Source organism: Azospirillum fermentarium, from assembly GCF_025961205.1.
In the GTDB taxonomy this organism is placed as follows: Bacteria; Pseudomonadota; Alphaproteobacteria; order Azospirillales; family Azospirillaceae; genus Azospirillum; species Azospirillum fermentarium.
On record NZ_JAOQNH010000001.1, the window covers coordinates 114,575 to 133,947 of the forward strand.

The window sequence follows — 19,373 nt, forward strand, 5'->3', positions numbered from 1 at the left end:
CACCAGAGGTTTGACCGCCGCGCACTGGCAGGGAATGAGAAGCATGATGGAGTCCACGGCCCCGGATATTTTTGCCGCCGATGCCGCCAACGCCCAGCGCGTGGCCTTGTGGTGGCGGGGGCTGGTGATGGGGTTCACCGCGGCGGTCCTGTTGACGGGGCTGGCGCTCGGCTTTCTGACCGTGATGCTGGAAAGCCGCCTGACGGCCATTGCCGACACCGCGCGCGAACGCGCCGTCATCGAAGAAACCGCCGATCTGGCCGCCCGGCTGACCGACACGGTTTCAATCGAACGGCGGCGGGCGGTGCGGCAGATCCTTGAAGGCCAGATCGGCGTTCTGGAACGCATACGCGGCCAGAACGCGCTGAGCGACGATGCGGCACCGGCATACCAGACCGCATGGGATGCACCGGATGGTGCCCTTTACCGCTATGTTCAGGCCCTGCGCACCATGGTGGGTGAAAACACCGGCCTGATGCCGGTCCTGACGGCCACCCCCGACGAGATCTTCGCCGTCATCGACCAGAGTCTGGTGCTGCAAAACCAGCGGGTCCGCACGCGGATGCTGATGACGGTGGCGGGCATTGCCGCCATCCTGGGGCTGGCGGTGGCGGCTGGCCTCCTGTCGCTGCCCCTGGGCCTGCGCCCGGCGCTGGCGGGGCTGCGCAGGGCGCGCCGCGCCGTGGGTGCGCCGCAGCCCGCCGCCCTGCCCGCCGCCCCGGCGGTGCCGGCGGACATGGTGGCGCGCGCCTTGGACCAATGCCAGTCCATGGTCGTCATTACCAGCAGCACCGGCATCATCGAATACGTCAACACCCGCTTTCTCGCCCACAACGGCTATGCCACGGGCGATGTGGTGGGGCAGCCGGTGCGTATCCTGTCCGCCGGGGTGTTTCCATGCGGCTACCGCACGGCGTGGGAAACCCTGATGGACGGCAAGGTGTGGAGCGGAAATCTCTGCAACCGCCGCCGCGACGGTTCGTGTTATTGGTCGTACGCCACGGTCACCCCGGTGCGCGACGGCACCGGACGGGTGGTGCGCTTCATCGCCGTCGAACAGGATATGTCCCAATGCTCCGCCGTTCCCTGCGGGCACCCCCACCATGCGGCCGGGGGTGCCCGCGGTGAGACGGAATTACGGAATGGTGCCGCCCTCCAGTGACGCATCCGGCGCCTCGGCCAGGGGAATGCGCCCGCGGATAAAGGCGGTCACCGGTCCCTGGGCGAAGCCGAAGGTGTCACGGGCCGGGTGGTTGGTGTCGAAATAGAGCGGCAGCCCCCCGTCATCTTCCGTCCGGCAACGGCCGCCGCCGCACAGCAGGGTCCACAGCGACAGCCGTCCGCGGATCTCGCCGCCCAGCGCCTCGACCGTCTGGAAGAAGTCGCGGTTCATCGTCTGGTAGTCTTCCAGGGAATAGGCCGGGTCGATGGGCCGGTTCCACGCCACCGCCGCCGCCAGCGCCCGCGGGGCGTTCCACCGCGCGCCCGGCAGCGGGTCGGTCAGATAGACGTCGATGCCACGGGCCGACAGCCGGTCCACCGTGCGCATCAGCCCGCGGTTCAGCACCTGGGCCGTCGTGGCGCGGTCTCCCGGCCCGGTCACCGTGCCGTCCACCTGCAGCGTGTCGCGGTAATAGCCGGTCCAATAGGCGGTCATCACCACCCGGCGCACCCCTTCGCGCTCGATCAGCCGGTCCACGCTGTCGGCGATGGCCCGGCATGGCCCCTGGTAATGGACCCGGCTGACCCCGAACAGCGGCACGCAGCCGTCGTAGCTGGCGACGATGGCGCGCGCCCCGGCCTGCCGGAACGCCTCGTCGAACAGGTGCAGCATGGCCCAGGCGTGGGAATCGCCCCAGATCAGCCACGGCTCGCCCGCCGCGTCCGCCGCCCCCACGGTGCACAGGTCGCCGTTGAGAACATGGGCCGGGTCGCGGTCCTTGCACGCCACGTAATCCAGGTTGCGGCTGTTGGCCATCGCCTCCACCCGGCTGACCTGCGGGTCGAAACGGGCAGCCCAGCCGTTGGACGCCAGCGTCCAGCCGCCGAACCCCAGGAACAGCACCAGCGCCGCCGCCCCATGGGCGAAGGCCCGCCGCCCGCGCAGCCACGGGCCGGTGCGGAACGGCTTTTCCACGAACCGCCACGACAGCACCGACACCACGGCGGTCAGCGCCAGCACGCCGGCCAGCGTTGCCGGTTCCAGCGGACCGAAGGCGGTGTAATGGGCGAACACCAGCAACGGCCAGTGCCAGAGGTAGAGGGAGTACGAAACCAGCCCGACGAACACCGGCCCCCGCAACGCCAGCAGCCGGGACGCCAGCGGCAGCCGGCCCCCCGCGCCGGCCCCAGTCCCGGCATAAATCACCAGCGCCGCCCCAAGGCAGGGAACCAGCGCGTTGGGGCCGGGAAACGCCGTCATGCGGTCGAACATGAAGACGGCCCACCCGATCAGCCCCAGCCCCGCAAGGCCGGCGGCCTCGTGCACCCAGGCCCGGCGGGACGGGGGCACGGCACCCAGCCCCAGCAACGCCCCCAGCAGCAGTTCCCACGCCCGGGTCGGCATCAGGTAGAACACCGCATCGGGGTGCCGCTCCAGCCCCAGAACGCTCAGGGCGAACGACCCCGCCGCCAGCGCCACCACCCCGGCGACGGTCCAGCGTTGCGCCCCCCGTCCCCGGAACAGCCACGCCATGGTCAGCAGGAACAGCGGCAGGACGATGTAGAACTGCTCCTCCACCGACAGCGACCAGGTGTGCAGCAGCGGCTTCAGTTCCGCCGCATCGCTGAAATAGCCGGACTGGCGCCAGAAGAAGACGTTGGAGAACGACAACGCCGCCGCCACTACGCTGCGCCCGAACTCCTCGTAATCCAGCGGCAGCAACAGGGCGGACGCCGCCACCGTGCAGGCCAGCAGCATGACCGCCAGCGCCGGCACGATGCGGCGGATGCGCCGTTCATAGAAACCGGCCAGGGAGAAGCGGCCCTGCCGGATCTCCTCGGCGATCAGCCCGGTGATGAGATAGCCCGAAATGACGAAGAACACGTCCACACCGACGAATCCGCCGCCGAACCCCGGAATCCCGGCATGAAACAGCACCACCGGCAGCACCGCCACGGCCCGCAGCCCATCCACGTCTGGCCTGTATTGCATCCGATCCTCGCTCGATCCCAGGAAGCACGGGACTAAGCGTGGGGACCGGATCTCCTTTTTGCGCCGCCGTGGAAGGGGTGGGCCGCCGCCCCGATGGGGTAAGGGGGAAGAGGGTCGGTTACCGCCCGTCCGACGGGGTGGTCCCACGCCCCCGCTGGGGGGCCAGATCGCGCTGGATGGCGCGGGCGTAGCCGTGCAGCCGCTGGGCCAGCCGCTGCAGATCCTGATCCCCCCGGTCACGGCCCATATCGGCGGCCCGTGCGCCCAGGTCGGCCAGCATGGCCGCCAGCTTGCGGTAATCGGGAACGGACGGGGGAAGGGTCGGGGGGGCTGCCATGGGCTGTCGTCGCCTGCGTTGCCGTGGGCCGATCTTTACGCCATGCTCGCAAATGCACAGGTGCCGGAACAGTGCGCTTCCGTCAGCCGGCGCCTCGGTCTTTGGTTGCAAGAGCGGGCTGACTTTTGGTCTCATCCACGCGGGCGGGGTAGGCCCCCGCTCCTATCCTCCCACCCGATGGGGTCTTTCGTGGCCGAACCCTCCCCCTCCGATGCCCCGACGCCGGTCCTTCCGCCCGTTGGTTTCGCCCTTTTGGGCAGCGTCTCGCTCTTATGGGGCGTCAATTGGCCGGCGATGAAGATGGCGCTGGCCGCCTTCGACCCCTGGACCTTCCGCTTCGCCTGCCTGCTGGTGGGGGGTGCCACCCTGCTGGCGGTGTCGCTGATAGGGCGGAAATCCTTGGCGGTGCCCCATGCGGACAGAGTACCCATGATTGTGTCCACCGCCCTGAACGTGACGGGGTGGCAGGTGTTTTCCAGCCTGGGCCTGACCATGATGCCGGCGGGGCGGGCGGCGATCATCGCCTTCACCATGCCGCTGTGGGCCTCGCTGCTGGCAGCATTGCTGCTGGGGGAACGGCTGACGCGCGCACGGGTGGCCGGGCTGGGCCTGGGGCTGGCGGGGATGGCGTGCCTGCTGGTGCCCGACATCGCCCGCATCGCCGCCGCCCCGTGGGGGGTGCTGTTCATGCTGGCCGCCGCGGTCAGCTGGGCCGCCGGCACGGTGGCGGTGAAGCGCCACCGCTGGAGCATGGATTCCGTGCCCCTGACCGGCTGGCAACTGCTGCTGGGCGGGGTGCCGGTGGGAATCGGGGTGGTGGTGTTCGGCCACCCGGGCGATGGCTTCGCCCACGCCACCGCCACCAGCCTGTGGGCCGCCCTTTACGCCGTGTCGCTGCCGGTCAGCTACAGCTATTGGGCATGGTACCGGGTGGTGACGCTGTTCCCCGCCAACGTGGCATCCATGGGCACGCTGGCGATTCCGGTGATCGGCGTGCTGTCCAGCGCCGTCCTGCTGGGCGAGACCGTAGGATGGCCGGAAATCGCCGCCCTGGTCCTGGTGCTGTCGGCGCTGTCGCTGGTGCTGCTGGTGCCGGGGCGGCGGTAGAGGGGGGGCGGTAGAGGGGGGGGCGCTTACCGCCCCACCGCGCGCCAGCCGATGTCGGAGCGGCAGAAACCGTCCGGCCAGTCCAGCCGTTTCACCGCCTCGTACGCCCGTGCCTGGGCCTCCGCAACCGTGGTGCCGGTGGCGGTCACGCCCAACACGCGGCCGCCGGTGGACAGGATGCGGCCGTCCTCGGCGCGCTTGGTGCCGGCGTGGAACACCGTGACGCCCTCCACCGCTCCGGCGGCGTCGAGCGCGCGGATCTCGGTGTTCTTCACGTAATCGCCGGGGTAGCCGCGGGCCGCCATCACCACGCACAGCGACACCGTGTCGTGCCAGCGCACATCGAAGTTCTTCAGCACCCCGTCCGCCGCCGCCACCAACGCCGCCAGAACGTCGGACTTCATGCGCATCATCAGCGTCTGGCATTCCGGGTCGCCGAAGCGCACGTTGAATTCCAGCGTCTTGGGCACCTTGCCGGCGGCCGTGTCCTGAATCATCAGGCCGGCGAACAGAACGCCGGTGAAGGGGCAGCCCTCCGCCGCCATGCCGCGCACCGTGGGCTCCACGATCTCGCGCATCACCCGCTCCTGCAGCTCCGGCGTCAGGGCCGGGGCGGGGGAATAGGCGCCCATGCCGCCGGTGTTGGGGCCGGTGTCGCCGTCGCCCACCGCCTTGTGGTCCTGGGCCGAGGCCAGCGGCAGCGCCGTCTCACCGTCCACCAGGGCGAAGAAGCTGACCTCCTCCCCGTCCAGAAATTCCTCGATCACCACTTCGGCTCCGGCGTCGCCGAAACGGCCGCCCACCAGCGCCTCGTCAACGGCGGCGATGGCCTCCTCCACCGTGCGGGCGACGGTGACGCCCTTGCCGGCGGCCAGACCGTCGGCCTTCACCACGATGGGGGCGCCGTGCTGGCGGATGAAGGCGTGCGCGGCGTCCACCTCGCGGAAACGGCCATAGGCCGCGGTGGGCACGTTGTACTTGGCCAGCAGATCCTTCATGAAGCCCTTGGAGCCTTCCAGGGCCGCCGCCCTGGCGCTGGGGCCGAAGACCTTCACCCCCTCGGCCTTCAGACGGTCGGCCAACCCCAGCACCAGCGGCGCTTCCGGCCCGACCACCACGAAACCGATGCCGTTGGCCTTCACCCACGCTACGATCCCGTCCACATCCTCCGCCGAAAGGGGGACGCAGGATGCCACGTCGGCGATGCCGGCGTTGCCCGGCGCGCAATACAGCGCATCGCACAGCGGCGACGCGGAAATTGCCCAGCACAGCGCGTGCTCGCGCCCACCCGACCCGACGACAAGGACTTTCATGGGACCAGGCCCTTCCTACACTTGTTGCTTCCCGGCGGCCTTGTATCATGCCCCCGCCGCACACTAGAAGACACCATGACCAAAACGCCGGACACCCCTTCCCTGCTTGCCCAGCCCGCCCGGCCCGGCAGCAACACGCCGGAATATTCCGTCAGCGATCTGGCCCGCGCGCTGAAGCGCACGGTGGAGGATACCTACGGTGCCGTGCGGGTCCGCGGCGAAATCTCCCAGCCCAAGCGCCATTCGTCCGGCCACTGCTACCTGCGGCTGAAGGACGACGCCGCGGTGATCGAGGCGGTGTGCTGGCGCGGCACCGTGTCCAAGCTGGCGGTCCAGCCGGCGGAGGGGCTGGAGGTCATCGTCACCGGGCGGCTGACGACATATCCGGGCCGCTCGCAGTACCAGCTCATCATCGAAACCATGGAGCTGGCCGGCGAAGGTGCCCTGCTGAAGATGCTGGAGGAGCGCAAGCGGCGGCTGGCGGCGGAGGGGCTGTTCGACCCGGCGCGCAAGAAGCCGCTGCCCTTCCTGCCCGGCGTGATCGGGGTGGTGACCTCGCCCACGGGGGCGGTGATCCGCGACATCCTGCACCGGCTGGCCGACCGTTTCCCCCGCCGGGTGCTGCTGTGGCCGGTGGCGGTGCAGGGCGAGGGGGCCGGACCCCAAGTGGCCGCGGCCATCGACGGGTTCAACCGGCTGGACGCGGGCGGGCGGGTGCCGCGGCCCGACGTGCTGATCGTGGCGCGCGGCGGCGGGTCGCTGGAAGACCTGATGGCCTTCAACGAGGAAATCGTGGTGCGCGCCGCGGCGGCCTCGCGCATTCCGCTGATCTCCGCCGTGGGGCACGAGACCGACACCACGCTCATCGACTTCGCGTCCGACCGCCGGGCGCCCACGCCGACGGCGGCGGCGGAAATGGCGGTGCCGGTGCGCGCCGAATTGCTGGCGCAGGTGTTCGACACCGCCCGGCGGCTGGTCGGCGCCTCGTCCCGGCTGGTGGCGGAGCGGCGCACGCGGGTGGAGGGGCTGGCCCGCGGCCTGGCCGATCCCCGCGCGCTGATCGAGGGCTATGAACAGCGCCTGGACGACCGCGCCGAGCGGCTGCACATGGCCATGGGCACGGTGCTGGAGCGCCGGCGCACCCGCGTGGCCCATCTGGGCGGCGCCTTGCCCCACCCGCGCGCGGTGATCGAGGCGGCGCGGGGCCGGCTGCTGTCGGAATCCCGCGCGCTGGACTCGGCCCTGCGGCATGTGGTCACGCAGGGCCAGGGCCGGTTCGAACGGGTGGCCGCCCGCCTGTCGCTCCACACCACCGCCCGGCAGGCGGCGGAGGGGCGGCGGCGGCTGGACGATCTGGCGGCCCGGCTGGACCGGGCGGCGGCAACCCAGATGGCCGCCCGCGGCGACCGGCTGGCCGGGCTGGCCCAACTTCTGCGCAGCTATTCCTACGAAGGGGTGTTGCAGCGCGGATTCGCCGTGGTGCGCGGCCCCAACCACACCCCCGTCACCGCCGCGGCGGGGCTGGCGGCCGGGCAGGCGGTGACGCTGGAATTCTACGACGCCACGGTGGGGGCGGTCATCGGCACCGCCCCGCCCCCCTCCCCGCCGGCACCCAAGCCCGAAAAGAAACCCCAACCTCGGAAAACCGGCGGAAAAGCGGAACAGGGATCGCTGTTCTGACCCCCGCCATGGCAACTTTGTCCTGCCCAAAAGCCCCCTCCCCGCCGGGGAGAGGGGAAGCGCCCCGGTCCGTTGCTCCGGCCTCGCCCCCCGCCGGCACACCGCGCAGGCATAGGCGAACTATGAATTTCGCGTTATTCTGGTCTGACCTGTGCGGCATAGGCTTGCGAAAGCCCGCAAGAACGGTTAGCAGCAGAGGGTGAGCCGGCCTTGTGCCGGCACCGCGACTGTGCGCACGCACCGTTGGGAACGCAGGCCCCGGCACTGTATGCTGGGGCAGAAGCCGCAACACACGACACGTCGGACCGCGGCCGGCTTTCCGGAAGGGATTTCCGGGGGGCAGGAACGGACCGATTTTGGGTTTGTCAGGAGGGACGATGGCACTGCCCTTGATGCCGAAAGCGACGGCCGTCTGGCTGGTCGAGAACACGACCTTGACCTTTGAGCAGATCGCCGCGTTCTGCGGGATGCACGCGCTGGAGGTCCAGGCCATCGCCGACGGCGAGGTCGCCACCGGCATGGTCGGCCTGGATCCCATCGCCAACGGCCAGTTGACCAAGGCCGAGGTGGAGCGGTGTGAAAAGAACCCGGATTCCCGGCTGAAGCTGCTGGTCCCCGACCTGCCGCTGCCGGCCCAGCGGTCCAAGGGTCCGCGCTACACCCCCATCACCAAGCGCGGCGACAAGCCCGACGCCATCGCCTGGCTGCTGAAGCACCACCCGGAGCTGAGCGACGCGCAGGTCAGCCGCCTGATCGGCACCACCAAGCCGACCATCGCGTCGGTGCGCGACAAGTCCCACTGGAACGCCAGCAACATCAAGCCGCGCAGCCCGGTGATGCTGGGCCTGTGCACCCAGCGCGAGCTGGAAGAGGCGCTGTCCCAGGCGGTGCGCCGCGGCACCCCCGCCCCGGAAAACGCCAACACCGCCAATCTCTACGACGACGAGGAAGAGGCGGCGGGCTGACCCGCGCCCCTTCGCGGCCCTCCGCACACATGGAAACGGCGTGCCTTACCGGCACGCCGTTTCGCTTTCCATACGGGTTGGGTGATCCCCCAAGGATCAGGGCCTGAAGGAATCAGGCATTGCACAGCCGTGCAATTTCGTCCTTTACGCGCAGCTTTTCTTTTTTCAGTTTTGCGATGATGGAATCGTCCGGATAGAGGCGGCGAGACTGCTGGCGCAGTTCGCTGTCCAGCGACTTGTGCTTGGTGCGCAGGAATTCAATCCGGTCTTCACGAAGCATAGATCCCTCCATCGGAAGTTTGTCATATGTTGCTTCCATATGACCTTGCCCTGCCATGTTGTTACTGAACCGTCGGAATTGCAAGGGGCAGAGTGCGGCACTGGACCTTCGGGGAGGTGTGCGCTACATCTGAGGTATGACCACGCCACAGCGACTCGTCGTCGGCATCAGCGGCGCCTCCGGGGTGATCCTCGGCATCCGCATGCTGGAAACCCTGCGCCGTATCGGCGTCGAATCCCATTTGATCATGAGCCGGGCCGCCGAGGTCACTCTGGCCCACGAAACCGACTGGAAGGTGGCTCAGGTCCGCGCCCTGGCCGGCGTCGCCCACGGCATCGCCGACATCGCCGCCCCGGTGTCCAGCGGCAGTTTCCGCACGCTGGGCATGATCGTCGCCCCCTGCTCCATCCGCACCATGAGCGAGATCGCCACGGGGGTTACCTCGTCATTGCTGACACGGGCGGCCGACGTGACGTTGAAGGAACGGCGCCCGTTGATTTTGATGGTGCGGGAAACCCCGCTGCATCTGGGTCACCTGCGCACGCTGACCCAACTGGCGGAGATGGGGGCGGTGATCTGCCCGCCGGTTCCCGCCTTCTACACCCGCCCGCGGTCGGTGGAGGATCTGGTGGACCACGCGGTGGGCCGGGCGCTGGATCTGGTGGGGCTGGACAGCGGACGCGTGCGCCGATGGGGGGAACCGCCCGCGGAACCGCCGGAAACCGTCGGCGCGTGACGCCTTTTCCTTCGAAATCGAAAAATTCGCAACATTTGCAAGACCGAGCGCAATTACCCACGAAAATCCCACCTAAATTCATGTTTCTAAAAGAAATTTTGTGATTTGCACGAATCCGCCACACAGCCTCTTGGCATGTGGCTGCGTTTGCATTACACACAATCCGGTGCCGCATCCGCCGCCCGCACCAGCGGCCAAGGGATAAGAGGGCTGAACCCATGTCAGGCGTGGAGCACGAAGCGATCCGCCGGCTGCTGGCCGGTGTGCGGGCCTATCGTGCCCGTTACTACGAGCGCCGCCCCGAAAGCATGCGGCAGTTGGTGGCGAACGGGCAGAAACCCCAGGTTCTGATGATCGGCTGCTCCGACTCGCGGGTCGATCCGGCCATCCTGACCGACGCCGAGCCGGGCGAGATCTTCATGGTCCGCAACGTCGCCAATCTGGTCCCGCCCTACCAGCCCGACCAGAACTATCACGGCACCTCCGCCGCCATCGAGTATGCGGTCAAGATGCTGGACGTGCGCCACGTCATCGTTCTGGGCCACGCCCGGTGCGGCGGCATCCAGGGGTTGATCCGCATCCAGGAAGGCGACCCGCCCCCCGGTGATTTCATCGCCCCCTGGGTGTCCATCGCACAGGCCGCCTGCGACCGCTTCCTGAGCCAGGAGGGCACCGAGGCCAACGGCGAGAAAAAGGCTCCCGGCTGGCTGCAGGGCTGCCCCCATCTGGTGGAGCGCGCCGCGATCCAGGGGTCGCTGGACAACCTGATGAGCTTCCCCTTCGTGCGCGACCGGGTGGAAGACGGGCGGCTGCACCTGCACGGCTGGTGGTTCGACCTGGAAAATGGCGACCTGTGGACCGTGGACTCCACCAACCGTGCCTTTGCGCCGGTGTTCTGACACCCGTGGGAGCGGTCCGGCACATCATTCGGACACGGGACAACCGGCATTTTAGCCAAAGTCATGGCTGATGCGCGCCTCACGATGGATATTTTTGCCGCAGACGCGTTGCCGGCTCCAGCGGGCGCCCCTATCCTTTTCGGGGTGTTATGAAATTGTCATGCTGGAGGGGATTGGCGGGATGACAGGGTTTGCCGGGGGCGCTCATCGGCCCCAACTTTTGCGTGCCGTACACAGTGCCCGCCTGTTCGCCGCCACCGTCCTGACCGCCGCCGGCTTGCTGGCTGCCCCTGCGGCATCCGCGTCCGAAGGGGGTGGGGCCGCCAACACCTGCCCCTGGTCCCAGGACATCAAGGTGAAGATCGGCAAGAAGGAGCTGACCATCAGCCAGGACATGCTGAACCCCAAGGCGGGGCAGCAGGTCATCGACGGCTACGAGCTGCGCCCCAACCTGGACCAGTTGCGCCTGAACATCCTGACCCCCCGCGGCGAAATGTGGGAAGCGTCGCTGACCCTGCTGGTCCGCGGCAAGCGCTGTGCCGCGTATTACGTGGGCAAGGCGTTCCTGGTCGAGGATGCGGAAAGCGTCATCTACGTCCCCAACCGCAGCCATTGACGGCGGGGGGTGCGGGATATTGTCGTAGCAACGACACGAAATCCGCATACCCCGGTCTTATTCCCTGTGGTATGACATCTGGTGTGTACCGCCGGTGTCATAGAACCGGAACAGGGGTTTTGTCATGGCTGTGGAAATCGAGCGCCGGTTTCTCGTGGACCGCGATGTCAGCCGACTGTGCCGCGATGGCGAACGCATCATCCAGGGCTATCTGCCCACCACGGGACAGCAGACGGTGCGGGTCCGGGTGGCGGGGGCCCAGGGATACCTGACCATCAAGGGCAAACGCCAGGGATGCTGCCGCGAGGAGCATGAATGGGAGATCTCTCCCACCCTGGCCACCGAGGTGATCCGTCATTCCTGCGACGGGCGTGTGATCGAGAAGATCCGCTACCGCGTCCGCCACGCCGGGCTCATCTGGGAAATCGACGTGTTCGAAGGGGCCAACGCCGGCCTCGTCATCGCCGAAGTGGAGCTTGAGTCGCCCGACCAGCCGGTTCCCCTGCCCGATTGGGTGGGGCTGGAGGTCACCAGCGACCACCGATTCAGCAATTCCACACTCAGCCGCACCCCCTGCCATCCCCACCATCAGCCCGCCGCCCAGGCTTTCTGCGCCGCCTGACGCCGCAAACCGTTTCAAAAGAACGCACACGCGCGAATTATCGAAGCATCGGACCGTTGCAGCCGCTATTCTGCCGGGATTCCCCTTCTGGGCCACCCCGCGACGGATCCTTACAACCAGGGCGCCAAGGTTGCCGATGCACGTTTCCCCCTCATCCGATGCGACGGCCCGTGACGGCCGGGACTGCCTGGGAGCCGCCCTGCTGGCGCGGCTGGAGACGCTGGCGGGGTTCACCGACGGCGGGACAGCGCTGACACGGCTGTACCTCTCCCCCGCCCACCGCGCCGCCGCCGGCTGGCTGGCCGGATGGATGGAGCAGGCCGGCATGACCGCCCATGTGGACGCCGCCGGCAACGTGGTGGGCCGGTACGAGGGGGCCACGCCCGGCGCCCCGGCGGTGCTGCTGGGATCTCACATCGACAGCGTGCGCAACGCCGGGAAATACGACGGCACCCTGGGCGTCGTGACCGCCGTGGCGGTGGTGGAGGAGCTGAACCGCCGCGGCGAACGCCTGCCCTTCGCGCTGGAGGTGATCGCCTTCGGCGACGAGGAGGGGGTGCGGTTTCCGGTGATCTTCAGCGGCACCCGCGCGGTGGCCGGCACCTTCGACCCCGCGTGCCTGCATGCGGCTGACGCCGACGGGGTGCGGCTGGGCGAGGCGCTGGCCGCGTTCGGCGGGGCGCCCGCCGCCCTGGCCGCCGATCCCGCAACCGCCGCCCGCGTGGCACGCGCCCTGGCCTATCTTGAGGTCCACATCGAACAGGGGCCGGTGCTGGAACAGGCGGGCGTGCCGGTGGGGGTGGTCACGGCCATCAACGGCGCCAGCCGCTACACGCTGGGGATCACGGGCACCGCCGGGCATGCCGGCACCGTGCCCATGGCCGGGCGGCGCGACGCGCTGGCCGCCGCCGCCGACATGGTGCTGGCGGTGGAGCGGCAGGCGCTGCACACCCCCGGCCTGGTGGCCACCGTCGGCCGGCTGGACGTGCTGCCGGGCGCGGTCAACGTCATTGCCGGCGGTGCCCGCCTGACCCTGGACGTGCGGTCGCCCGACGACCGCGTGCGGCGGGACGGGGCGGCGGCGATCCTGGATGCCTGCGCCATCATCGCCCAGCGCCGCCACGTCGCCCTGTCGGTGGACCAGACCAGCGAGACGCCCGCCGCCCCCTGCACGCCGGCGCTGATGGATGCCTTCGCCGCCGCCGCCGCGCGGGCGGGGGTGGAGCCCAAGCGCCTGCCCAGCGGGGCCGGGCACGACGCCATGGTGTTTGCCGGCGTGCTGCCCATGGCCATGCTGTTCGTCCGGTGCCGGGGCGGCATCAGCCACAACCCCGCCGAATCCATCACCGCCGCCGACGCCGGCCTTGCCGCCGCCGTTCTTCTCGACACCCTTCGCCACCTGCCGGTACAAGCGCTTTCGTAACCCCGCCGTTTTCGTACCCCCGGCGTTTTCGCAACAAGGGACCGTTCCGTTTCCATGACCTCCTTCGATCTCCATGCCTTCCTCACCGCCCAGCGGGAACGGCAGACCGCTTTCCTGGCCGAACTGGTCAAGACCCCTTCGGACAATCCGGCGGGCGACTGCGCGCCCCACGCCGAACGGGCCGCCGCCCTGCTGGAAGGGCTGGGGTTCACCGTCGAACGCCACCCGGTGCCGTCCGAGGTGGTGCGGGCCAACGGCATGATCAGCGCCACCAATCTGGTGGTGCGCAAGCGGTTCGGCGACGGGCCGGTGATCGCCCTGAACGCCCACGGCGACGTGGTGCCGCCGGGCGAGGGCTGGACCCGCGACCCCTATGGCGCGGAGATCGTGGACGGCTGGATGATCGGGCGCGGCGTGGCGGTGTCCAAGTCCGACTTCGCCACCTACGCCTTCGCCCTGCTGGCGCTGGAGGCCATGGGCACGGCCCGCGGCACGGTGGAACTGCACCTGACCTATGACGAGGAAGCGGGTGGGGAGATCGGGCCGCGCTGGCTCCTGGAACAGGGCATCAGCACACCCGACATGGCGATTGCCGCCGGCTTCAGCTATGGCGTGGTCACCGCCCACAACGGCTGCCTGCACCTGGAGGTGGAGGTTACCGGCAAATCGGCCCACGCCGCCCTGCCCATGACCGGCATCGACGCGCTGGAAGCGGCCAACTGCGTGCTGACCACACTGTACGCCTACCGCAAGGGGCTGCCGCAGCGGGTGTCGGCGGTGCCCGGCATCGGCTCACCGCAGTTGACGGTGGGGCTGATCAAGGGCGGCATCAACACCAACGTGGTGCCCGACCGCGTGACCCTGCGCCTGGACCGCCGCATGATCCCCGAGGAACACCCGGCGGAGGTGGAGGCCACCCTGCGCGCCGTCATCGCCGACGCCGTGGCCCATGTGCCGGGTTCCCGCGCCGACGTGCGGCGCATCCTGCTGGCCCAGCCCCTGTCCCCCCTGCCCGGCACCGACCGGCTGGCCCAGGTGCTGTGCGCCCACGCCACCCGCATCATGGGCGAGCCGGTGGAGGCCAAGGGCGTGCCGCTCTACACCGACGCCCGCCACTATGCCGCCGCCGGCGTGCCCATCGCGCTGTACGGCGCCGGCCCCCACACCATCGAGGAGGCCAACGCCCACCGCGCCGACGAACGCCTGCCCCTGGCGGACCTCTACAAGGCGACCGAGGTGGTGGCAGCGGCGCTGGCGGACCTGCTGGCGGAATAATCCACATCGTACAGAAAGCGGGGCGCCGCCGGGCTGCCCCGCGTTTCTGCCGCATTGACCGGGGTGTGCTCGGCCGTTACCCTGCCGGCCATGGAAAAGCGCCTCGCGTCCCCGTTCCTGCTGCGGCAGAACCTGCGAATTAGCGGCCCGGTCCTCCTGTGAGGGCCGGGAAGACCGTCATTCAGACCGTTTGTTGACCGCTGTTCGCCAGGACCGAGACACCATGCTCTGCGATTCCACCGTCCGCGCCGTTGTGGCGCCCACCGCTCCCCAAGCGTCCGATGATTCCCGTGAGGTGATCCCCAGCCGGGTGGTCACCTTCAGCCTGCGGGCCAGCGCCGACCCCGGCGTGCTTCCCCGTGCGCTGGAACTGTTCGCCAAGCGCGGGCTGGTGCCCTTGAGCCTGCGCAGCGAACTGGCCGCCACGCTCGACATCCTGGCCGTGGAGATCGAGATCCAGGGGATGGGGCGCCGCGAATCGGACCATGTGGCCAATTGCCTGCGCACCATCCCCATGATCTGTCAGGTGATGACCAGCGACCGTCTGCTGGGCGCCTGATCCCGCCGGCCCTCAGTGTGCGGGCGGCGGGCCGTCGGCTTCCGCCGCCGCACCGGCGATGGCCGGGGGCGACTGCATGTGGGCGGCGGCGCGCTTCAGGGTGTGGAACCGCCGCAGCGACACCGGGATCAGCACCAGATAGGCCACGCCCAGGAAGAACAGCGTCCACCACGGCTGGCTGACCAGGAAGGCGGCGACCAGCCCCACCCCCACCAGCGCCGGCACCACATAGTTCTGCGGCACCCGCATGCCCTTGCCGGAAAAGGTGGGGATGGTGGACACCATCAGCCCGCCGACCATCAGCGTCCACGGCACCACCAGCAGCGGATGGGCGGGCAGGCTGCCCACCTCGAATCCCGCCACCAGGGGCAGCAGCACCAGCCCCGCCCCCGCCGGGGCCGGAACCCCGGTGAAGTAGTTGAAGGCGAAGGGCGGCAGGTCGGTCGCCCCCAGCCCGGCGTTGAACCGGGCCAGGCGGAGCGCGCAGCACACCGCATAGGCCAGCGCCGAAATCCACCCCAGGCTCCCCGCCTCGCTCAGCGCCCACAGATAGACCGTGAGCGCCGGGGCGACGCCGAAGCTGATGGCGTCGGACAAGCTGTCCAGCTCCGCCCCGAACTTGCTCTGCCCGTTCAGCAGCCGGGCGATCCGCCCGTCCAGCGCGTCGAGCACGGCGGCGATCACGATGGCGATCACCGCCTCCTGCCAACGGGCGTGGATGGCGAAACGGATGGCGGTCAGCCCGGCGCACAGCGCCAGAACCGTCAGCACGTTGGGCAGCAGGTGGTTGATCGACAACCCCTTCAGCCGCGGATACGGGCGGCGGGCCTTGCGCTTGCGGAACACGCCGGGCTTGAACACCCCCGACTGGAAGACGGGCGGACGCTTCATCAACGAATCTCACCCTGCCGTTGCGGTTCGGTCGATGTCAGGTCGGCCAGCACCGTTTCGCCGCCGATGGCGAGCTGCCCCACGCACACCAGCGGGTTCACCCCGTCGGGCAGGTAGATGTCGGTGCGGCTGCCGAAGCGGATCAGGCCGTAACGCTCGCCCGTGCGCACCCGCTGCCCCGGCTTGAGATGGCAGATGATGCGCCGCGCCACCAGTCCGGCGATCTGGACATAGGCGATTTCCTGGCCGTTGGGCATGCGCTGGCGCACGGCCATGCGCTCGTTCTCGTCGCTGGCCTTGTCCAAGGCTGCGTTGAGGAACTTGCCCTTGTGGTATTCCACGGCCAGCACCTCGCCCGCGGCCGGGGTGCGGTTGATGTGGACGTTGAACACGTTGAGGAAGATGGAGATGCGGGTGCGCGGCTGCGGCCCCATGCCCAGTTCCACCGGGGGAACGGCGGGGGTGATCATGGTGACCCGCCCATCGGCGGGGCTGACCAGCAGCCCGTCGCGCGCCGGGACCGTGCGGTCGGGGTCGCGGAAGAAATAGACGCACCACAGCGTCACCACCAGCCCCAGCCAGCCCAGCGGCTGGGCCACGAACAGCCCGAGAAGCAGCGAGACAACGGCGAAAGCGGCGATGAACGGCCAGCCGGCGCGGTTGATGGGCACAATGACGGTTTTCAAGGCGGACATCGCCGGACGCTAACCCCTCAGCTCAAAAATCGAAGCGGCGCATTCTAGTCCCCCCACCACGGCCTTTACAGTTTTTTAGCGGGGGTGCAGCATTGTGCATGATCCTTCCCCGGCTATGAATGGGCGAAACCCCGTGTCCGTTCCCACCACCGCCCGATTGGACCGTCTGCACACGCTGGCCCAGGTGGCGGCGTCGGGGCGGCCCGTCGCCATGAACGCCCTCTACATGACGCCCGAGGGGGTGCTGGCCGTCGCCAGCCCGCCGCGGCCGTCCAAGCTGAATTTCGTGGTGGATGGGCTGATGTTCCATGCCTCCATCGCCCCGGCCCCCATCGCCCCGGCCCCCATCGCCCCGGCCCCCATCGCCTTGGCCAACAAGGACGACGGCAGCGGCGACCCCGGATCGGTGGGCCAGATCTGGGCCGAGGTGGGGATGATCCCCTTCACCGCCCAGTCGCCCCACACCCGCCGCACGCTCATCAACCTGCTGCGCTCGATCCAGTCCATGGGCCTGCCGCGCGCCCGGTTCGTGGTGGAGGGGCAGCACAAGATCCTGCTGTTCTGCGAATGCCGCACCGAACAGCCGATGAACGCCGACGACCTGATCTATGAGATCGTGCTGCTGGTGCAGGAGGCGCGGCCCTTCCTGCGCCTGCTGGCGGAGTATCTGTAACCCTTAATTCGACGCCGGAATGGCGAAGATCTGCCCCGGATAGATCATGTCCGGGTCGCGGATCTGTTCGCGGTTGGCCTGATAGATCTGGGTGTAGCGCAGCCCCTCGCCCAGGGTGCGGCGGGCGATGCGCCACAGGCTGTTGCCCGGCTGGACCACCACCGACCGCCCGTCGGCCATGTCGGGCGGCACCTCCGACACCTGCACCGGCATTTCCACCCGCGCGGTCACCTTGCCCGCCGCGCTCACCTGATCGGCGCGCAGGGTGTAGAGGCCGGGGTCGATGGGCCGGTCGGGGCTGAGCCGCCAATGACCATTCGGGTCGGTGTGGGCACGCCCCACCAGGATGTTGTCGAGATAGAGCTGGACCGAGGCGCCGGGCACGCCGCGTCCCCCCAGCGCCACATGCCCGCCCTTGTCGTAATCCAGGGAATCGACGGCCACCCCATCCTTGGGCATGGGCTGCCGGTCGGCGGCGGGCGGCGGCTGGAGCACCACGCTGGGCGCCCCGCCCTCCCGCGGCATCGATACCGCCACCGGCTGGGCCACCGGCTGGATCACCGCCGGTTCGGCGGCGGGCGGCGGGGCGGCGGGCATGGCCGGGGCCGCCGCGGGAACCGGCGCCGGGACGGGAGCCACAGGAACCGGGGCCGCCGGATCGGGCACGGCCACCACCACCACCCGCTCCGACGGGACCGGCGGCGAATCGCCCTTGCGCTCTTCCAGGCTCAATTCACGGCTGCCGGGGGACAGGGGGGCGGTGGGCACGGCAACCCATTCACCGCGCGGGTCCGCCTTGACCTGGGCGATGGGGGCGCCGTTGTCCAGCAGGGTCACGGTGGAATCCGGGGCCGCGCGTCCGGCCACCACGGTTTCGCCCTGGGGGGTGACGCGCACGATGTCGAACCGCGGGCCGGGCGGTTCCGGCGGCGGGGCCGGGGCTGCCGCGGGGGCCGGAGCCGGGGCCGGCGGGGCCGGCGGCAGGGCGATGGCCACCGGCGGAGGCGGCGGGGCGGCGATGCGCGGGCTGGGGGCGCCGCCGCCGATGGGCGGCCAGGGATAGGGGGAGTCCGGTGCGTTGGCCTGGCGTTCGTACAGAAACAGCCCCAGCGCGGCCAACGCGGCCACCCCGCCGATGCCAAGGGCAAAAGATCGTTTCACGGCCTGCACCTTGCGAACACACACACGGCCACCCCGCCGGGGCCGCATCCCGCCGCCCACTGTGTGCTGAACCGGCGGCGGGATCAACCATGAGCATAGTGCGGCTAGTCCAAAGGCGGTAGTGACTTCAGATAGACCGCGATGGCCCGCCGGTCGTCCGCCGTCAGGCGCGCGGTGGAGTTGCGGATCACCTCGGCCATGGCACCGCCCGCAAAATCCCCGTCGGGCATCATGCCCATTTCCAGGAACAGCACGATGTCCGACTCCGACCACCCGCCGATGCCCTTCTTCGACGGGGTGATGTTGGGCACCTTGTCCCCCTCCGGCCCGGCGGGGTTGCCGGCATAGGCCCGCGCCGTGTCCAGCCCGCCCATCCAGCCCCGCGGCGTGTGGCATTCCTGGCAATGGCCCAGCGCCTCGGACAGGTAGCGCCCGCGGTTCCACACGGGCGGGCGGGACGCATCGTCGGCCAGCGGCCCCGGCGTCAGATACAGCGCCTGCCACAGCGGCAGCAGGAACCGCCAGCCGAACGGGGCTGACAGGTCGTGGGGTTTGTTGGGTGCCGCCACCGCCGGCTGCGTCATCAGATAGGCCCGCAGGTCGCGCAGATCCCCATCGCTCATCCGGGTGTAGGAAGGATAGGGGAAGGCGGGGAACAGGCTGGTGCCGTCCGGCCCCTCCCCATGGCGGAAGGCGCGGACGAACGCCTCCTCGCTCCACCGCCCGATGCCGTGGGTGGGGTCGGGGGTGATGTTGGGGGTGTAGAAGGTGCCGAAGGGGGTGGCCAGCGCCCGCCCGCCCGCCAGCGGCGCGCCCCCGCCCTTCTCGTTGGTGTGGCAGCCCAGGCAGCCCGCCGCCTGGAACACGTACTGCCCCCGCGCCGCCGCCCCGTCCGGGGCGGCGGGCGGGGACTGCGTCTGAGCCGGCGCCGCCCCGGCCAGCAGGACGAGGAGCGCCGGAAGACACAGCCGCCGGGGGCTCATGGCC

At 69.7% G+C, this 19,373-nt stretch carries 20 protein-coding genes; 12 read left to right on the forward strand and 8 right to left on the reverse strand.

Annotation, left to right across the window (positions count from 1 at the left end; translation table 11 throughout):
- Positions 1-43: 43 nt before the first annotated feature.
- On the forward strand, positions 44-1,162 hold the full coding sequence (locus tag M2352_RS00575) for a PAS domain-containing protein (RefSeq protein ID WP_264662573.1): 1,119 nt from the start codon (positions 44-46) through the stop codon (positions 1,160-1,162).
- Here the strand turns inward: M2352_RS00575 and M2352_RS00580 are convergent.
- Positions 1,136-3,154: an acyltransferase family protein gene (locus M2352_RS00580; protein ID WP_264662574.1), complete on the reverse strand. Its 2,019-nt coding sequence runs from the start codon at positions 3,152-3,154 to the stop codon at positions 1,136-1,138. The genes M2352_RS00575 and M2352_RS00580 overlap by 27 nt on opposite strands.
- A gap of 118 nt (positions 3,155-3,272) precedes the next feature.
- A complete protein-coding gene (locus tag M2352_RS00585) occupies positions 3,273-3,491 on the reverse strand; it encodes a hypothetical protein (protein WP_264662575.1) in 219 nt (72 codons plus the stop codon).
- Between the two features lie 189 nt (positions 3,492-3,680).
- Between M2352_RS00585 and M2352_RS00590 the strand changes: the two genes are divergently transcribed.
- On the forward strand, positions 3,681-4,598 hold the full coding sequence (locus M2352_RS00590) for a DMT family transporter (protein ID WP_264662576.1): 918 nt from the start codon (positions 3,681-3,683) through the stop codon (positions 4,596-4,598).
- 26 nt (positions 4,599-4,624) lie between these two features.
- Here M2352_RS00590 and purD read toward each other — a convergent pair whose 3' ends face one another.
- Complete coding sequence (gene purD / locus M2352_RS00595) at positions 4,625-5,911, reverse strand: phosphoribosylamine--glycine ligase (protein WP_264662577.1); 1,287 nt, start codon at positions 5,909-5,911, stop codon at positions 4,625-4,627.
- Between the two features lie 75 nt (positions 5,912-5,986).
- Between purD and xseA the strand changes: the two genes are divergently transcribed.
- Together xseA and M2352_RS00605 are read left to right on the forward strand one after the other, a co-directional pair.
- Entirely contained in the window at positions 5,987-7,591 is a 1,605-nt protein-coding gene (gene xseA, locus M2352_RS00600) for an exodeoxyribonuclease VII large subunit (protein WP_264662578.1), read from the forward strand.
- Positions 7,592-7,968: 377 nt separating this feature from the next.
- Complete coding sequence (locus M2352_RS00605; protein ID WP_264662579.1) at positions 7,969-8,556, forward strand: DUF1013 domain-containing protein; 588 nt, start codon at positions 7,969-7,971, stop codon at positions 8,554-8,556.
- 112 nt (positions 8,557-8,668) lie between these two features.
- On the opposite strand, the gene M2352_RS00610 is transcribed toward M2352_RS00605, so the two are convergent.
- A complete protein-coding gene (locus M2352_RS00610; RefSeq protein WP_264662580.1) occupies positions 8,669-8,836 on the reverse strand; it encodes a YdcH family protein in 168 nt (55 codons plus the stop codon).
- 136 nt (positions 8,837-8,972) lie between these two features.
- On the opposite strand from M2352_RS00610, the gene M2352_RS00615 reads away from it, so the two are divergent.
- The 7 genes from M2352_RS00615 to M2352_RS00645 all read left to right on the forward strand — a co-directional run bounded on the left by M2352_RS00615 (position 8,973) and on the right by M2352_RS00645 (position 14,966).
- Positions 8,973-9,572, forward strand: a complete 600-nt coding sequence (locus M2352_RS00615; RefSeq protein ID WP_264662581.1) for a UbiX family flavin prenyltransferase — start codon at positions 8,973-8,975, stop codon at positions 9,570-9,572.
- Positions 9,573-9,790: 218 nt separating this feature from the next.
- The gene (locus tag M2352_RS00620) at positions 9,791-10,471 is read left to right on the forward strand and encodes a carbonic anhydrase (protein WP_264662582.1); all 681 of its coding nucleotides are present in this window, start codon (positions 9,791-9,793) and stop codon (positions 10,469-10,471) included.
- Positions 10,472-10,691: 220 nt separating this feature from the next.
- Entirely contained in the window at positions 10,692-11,087 is a 396-nt protein-coding gene (locus tag M2352_RS00625; RefSeq protein ID WP_264662583.1) for a hypothetical protein, read from the forward strand.
- A 124-nt stretch (positions 11,088-11,211) separates the two neighbouring features.
- Positions 11,212-11,709 (forward strand): CYTH domain-containing protein, encoded by a 498-nt coding sequence (locus M2352_RS00630; RefSeq protein ID WP_264662584.1) that lies wholly within the window; start codon positions 11,212-11,214, stop codon positions 11,707-11,709.
- Positions 11,710-11,845: 136 nt separating this feature from the next.
- Positions 11,846-13,132: an allantoate amidohydrolase gene (locus M2352_RS00635; RefSeq protein ID WP_264662585.1), complete on the forward strand. Its 1,287-nt coding sequence runs from the start codon at positions 11,846-11,848 to the stop codon at positions 13,130-13,132.
- Between the two features lie 54 nt (positions 13,133-13,186).
- Positions 13,187-14,407, forward strand: coding sequence for a M20/M25/M40 family metallo-hydrolase (locus tag M2352_RS00640; RefSeq protein ID WP_264662586.1), 1,221 nt, complete (start codon positions 13,187-13,189; stop codon positions 14,405-14,407).
- Positions 14,408-14,630: 223 nt separating this feature from the next.
- Positions 14,631-14,966 (forward strand): hypothetical protein, encoded by a 336-nt coding sequence (locus M2352_RS00645; protein WP_264662587.1) that lies wholly within the window; start codon positions 14,631-14,633, stop codon positions 14,964-14,966.
- Between the two features lie 12 nt (positions 14,967-14,978).
- On the opposite strand, the gene pssA is transcribed toward M2352_RS00645, so the two are convergent.
- On the reverse strand, positions 14,979-15,857 hold the full coding sequence (gene pssA / locus M2352_RS00650; RefSeq protein WP_264662588.1) for a CDP-diacylglycerol--serine O-phosphatidyltransferase: 879 nt from the start codon (positions 15,855-15,857) through the stop codon (positions 14,979-14,981).
- Positions 15,857-16,552: a phosphatidylserine decarboxylase gene (locus tag M2352_RS00655; RefSeq protein ID WP_264662589.1), complete on the reverse strand. Its 696-nt coding sequence runs from the start codon at positions 16,550-16,552 to the stop codon at positions 15,857-15,859. Before M2352_RS00655 ends, pssA begins: the two co-directional genes overlap by 1 nt.
- A 133-nt stretch (positions 16,553-16,685) precedes the next feature.
- On the opposite strand from M2352_RS00655, the gene M2352_RS00660 reads away from it, so the two are divergent.
- On the forward strand, positions 16,686-17,225 hold the full coding sequence (locus M2352_RS00660) for a hypothetical protein (RefSeq protein WP_264662590.1): 540 nt from the start codon (positions 16,686-16,688) through the stop codon (positions 17,223-17,225).
- A gap of 3 nt (positions 17,226-17,228) precedes the next feature.
- Here M2352_RS00660 and M2352_RS00665 read toward each other — a convergent pair whose 3' ends face one another.
- Together M2352_RS00665 and M2352_RS00670 are read right to left on the reverse strand one after the other, a co-directional pair.
- Entirely contained in the window at positions 17,229-18,386 is a 1,158-nt protein-coding gene (locus M2352_RS00665; protein WP_264662591.1) for a LysM peptidoglycan-binding domain-containing protein, read from the reverse strand.
- Positions 18,387-18,490: 104 nt separating this feature from the next.
- The gene (locus tag M2352_RS00670; protein WP_264662592.1) at positions 18,491-19,369 is read right to left on the reverse strand and encodes a c-type cytochrome; all 879 of its coding nucleotides are present in this window, start codon (positions 19,367-19,369) and stop codon (positions 18,491-18,493) included.
- Between the last annotated feature and the right edge of the window lie 4 nt (positions 19,370-19,373).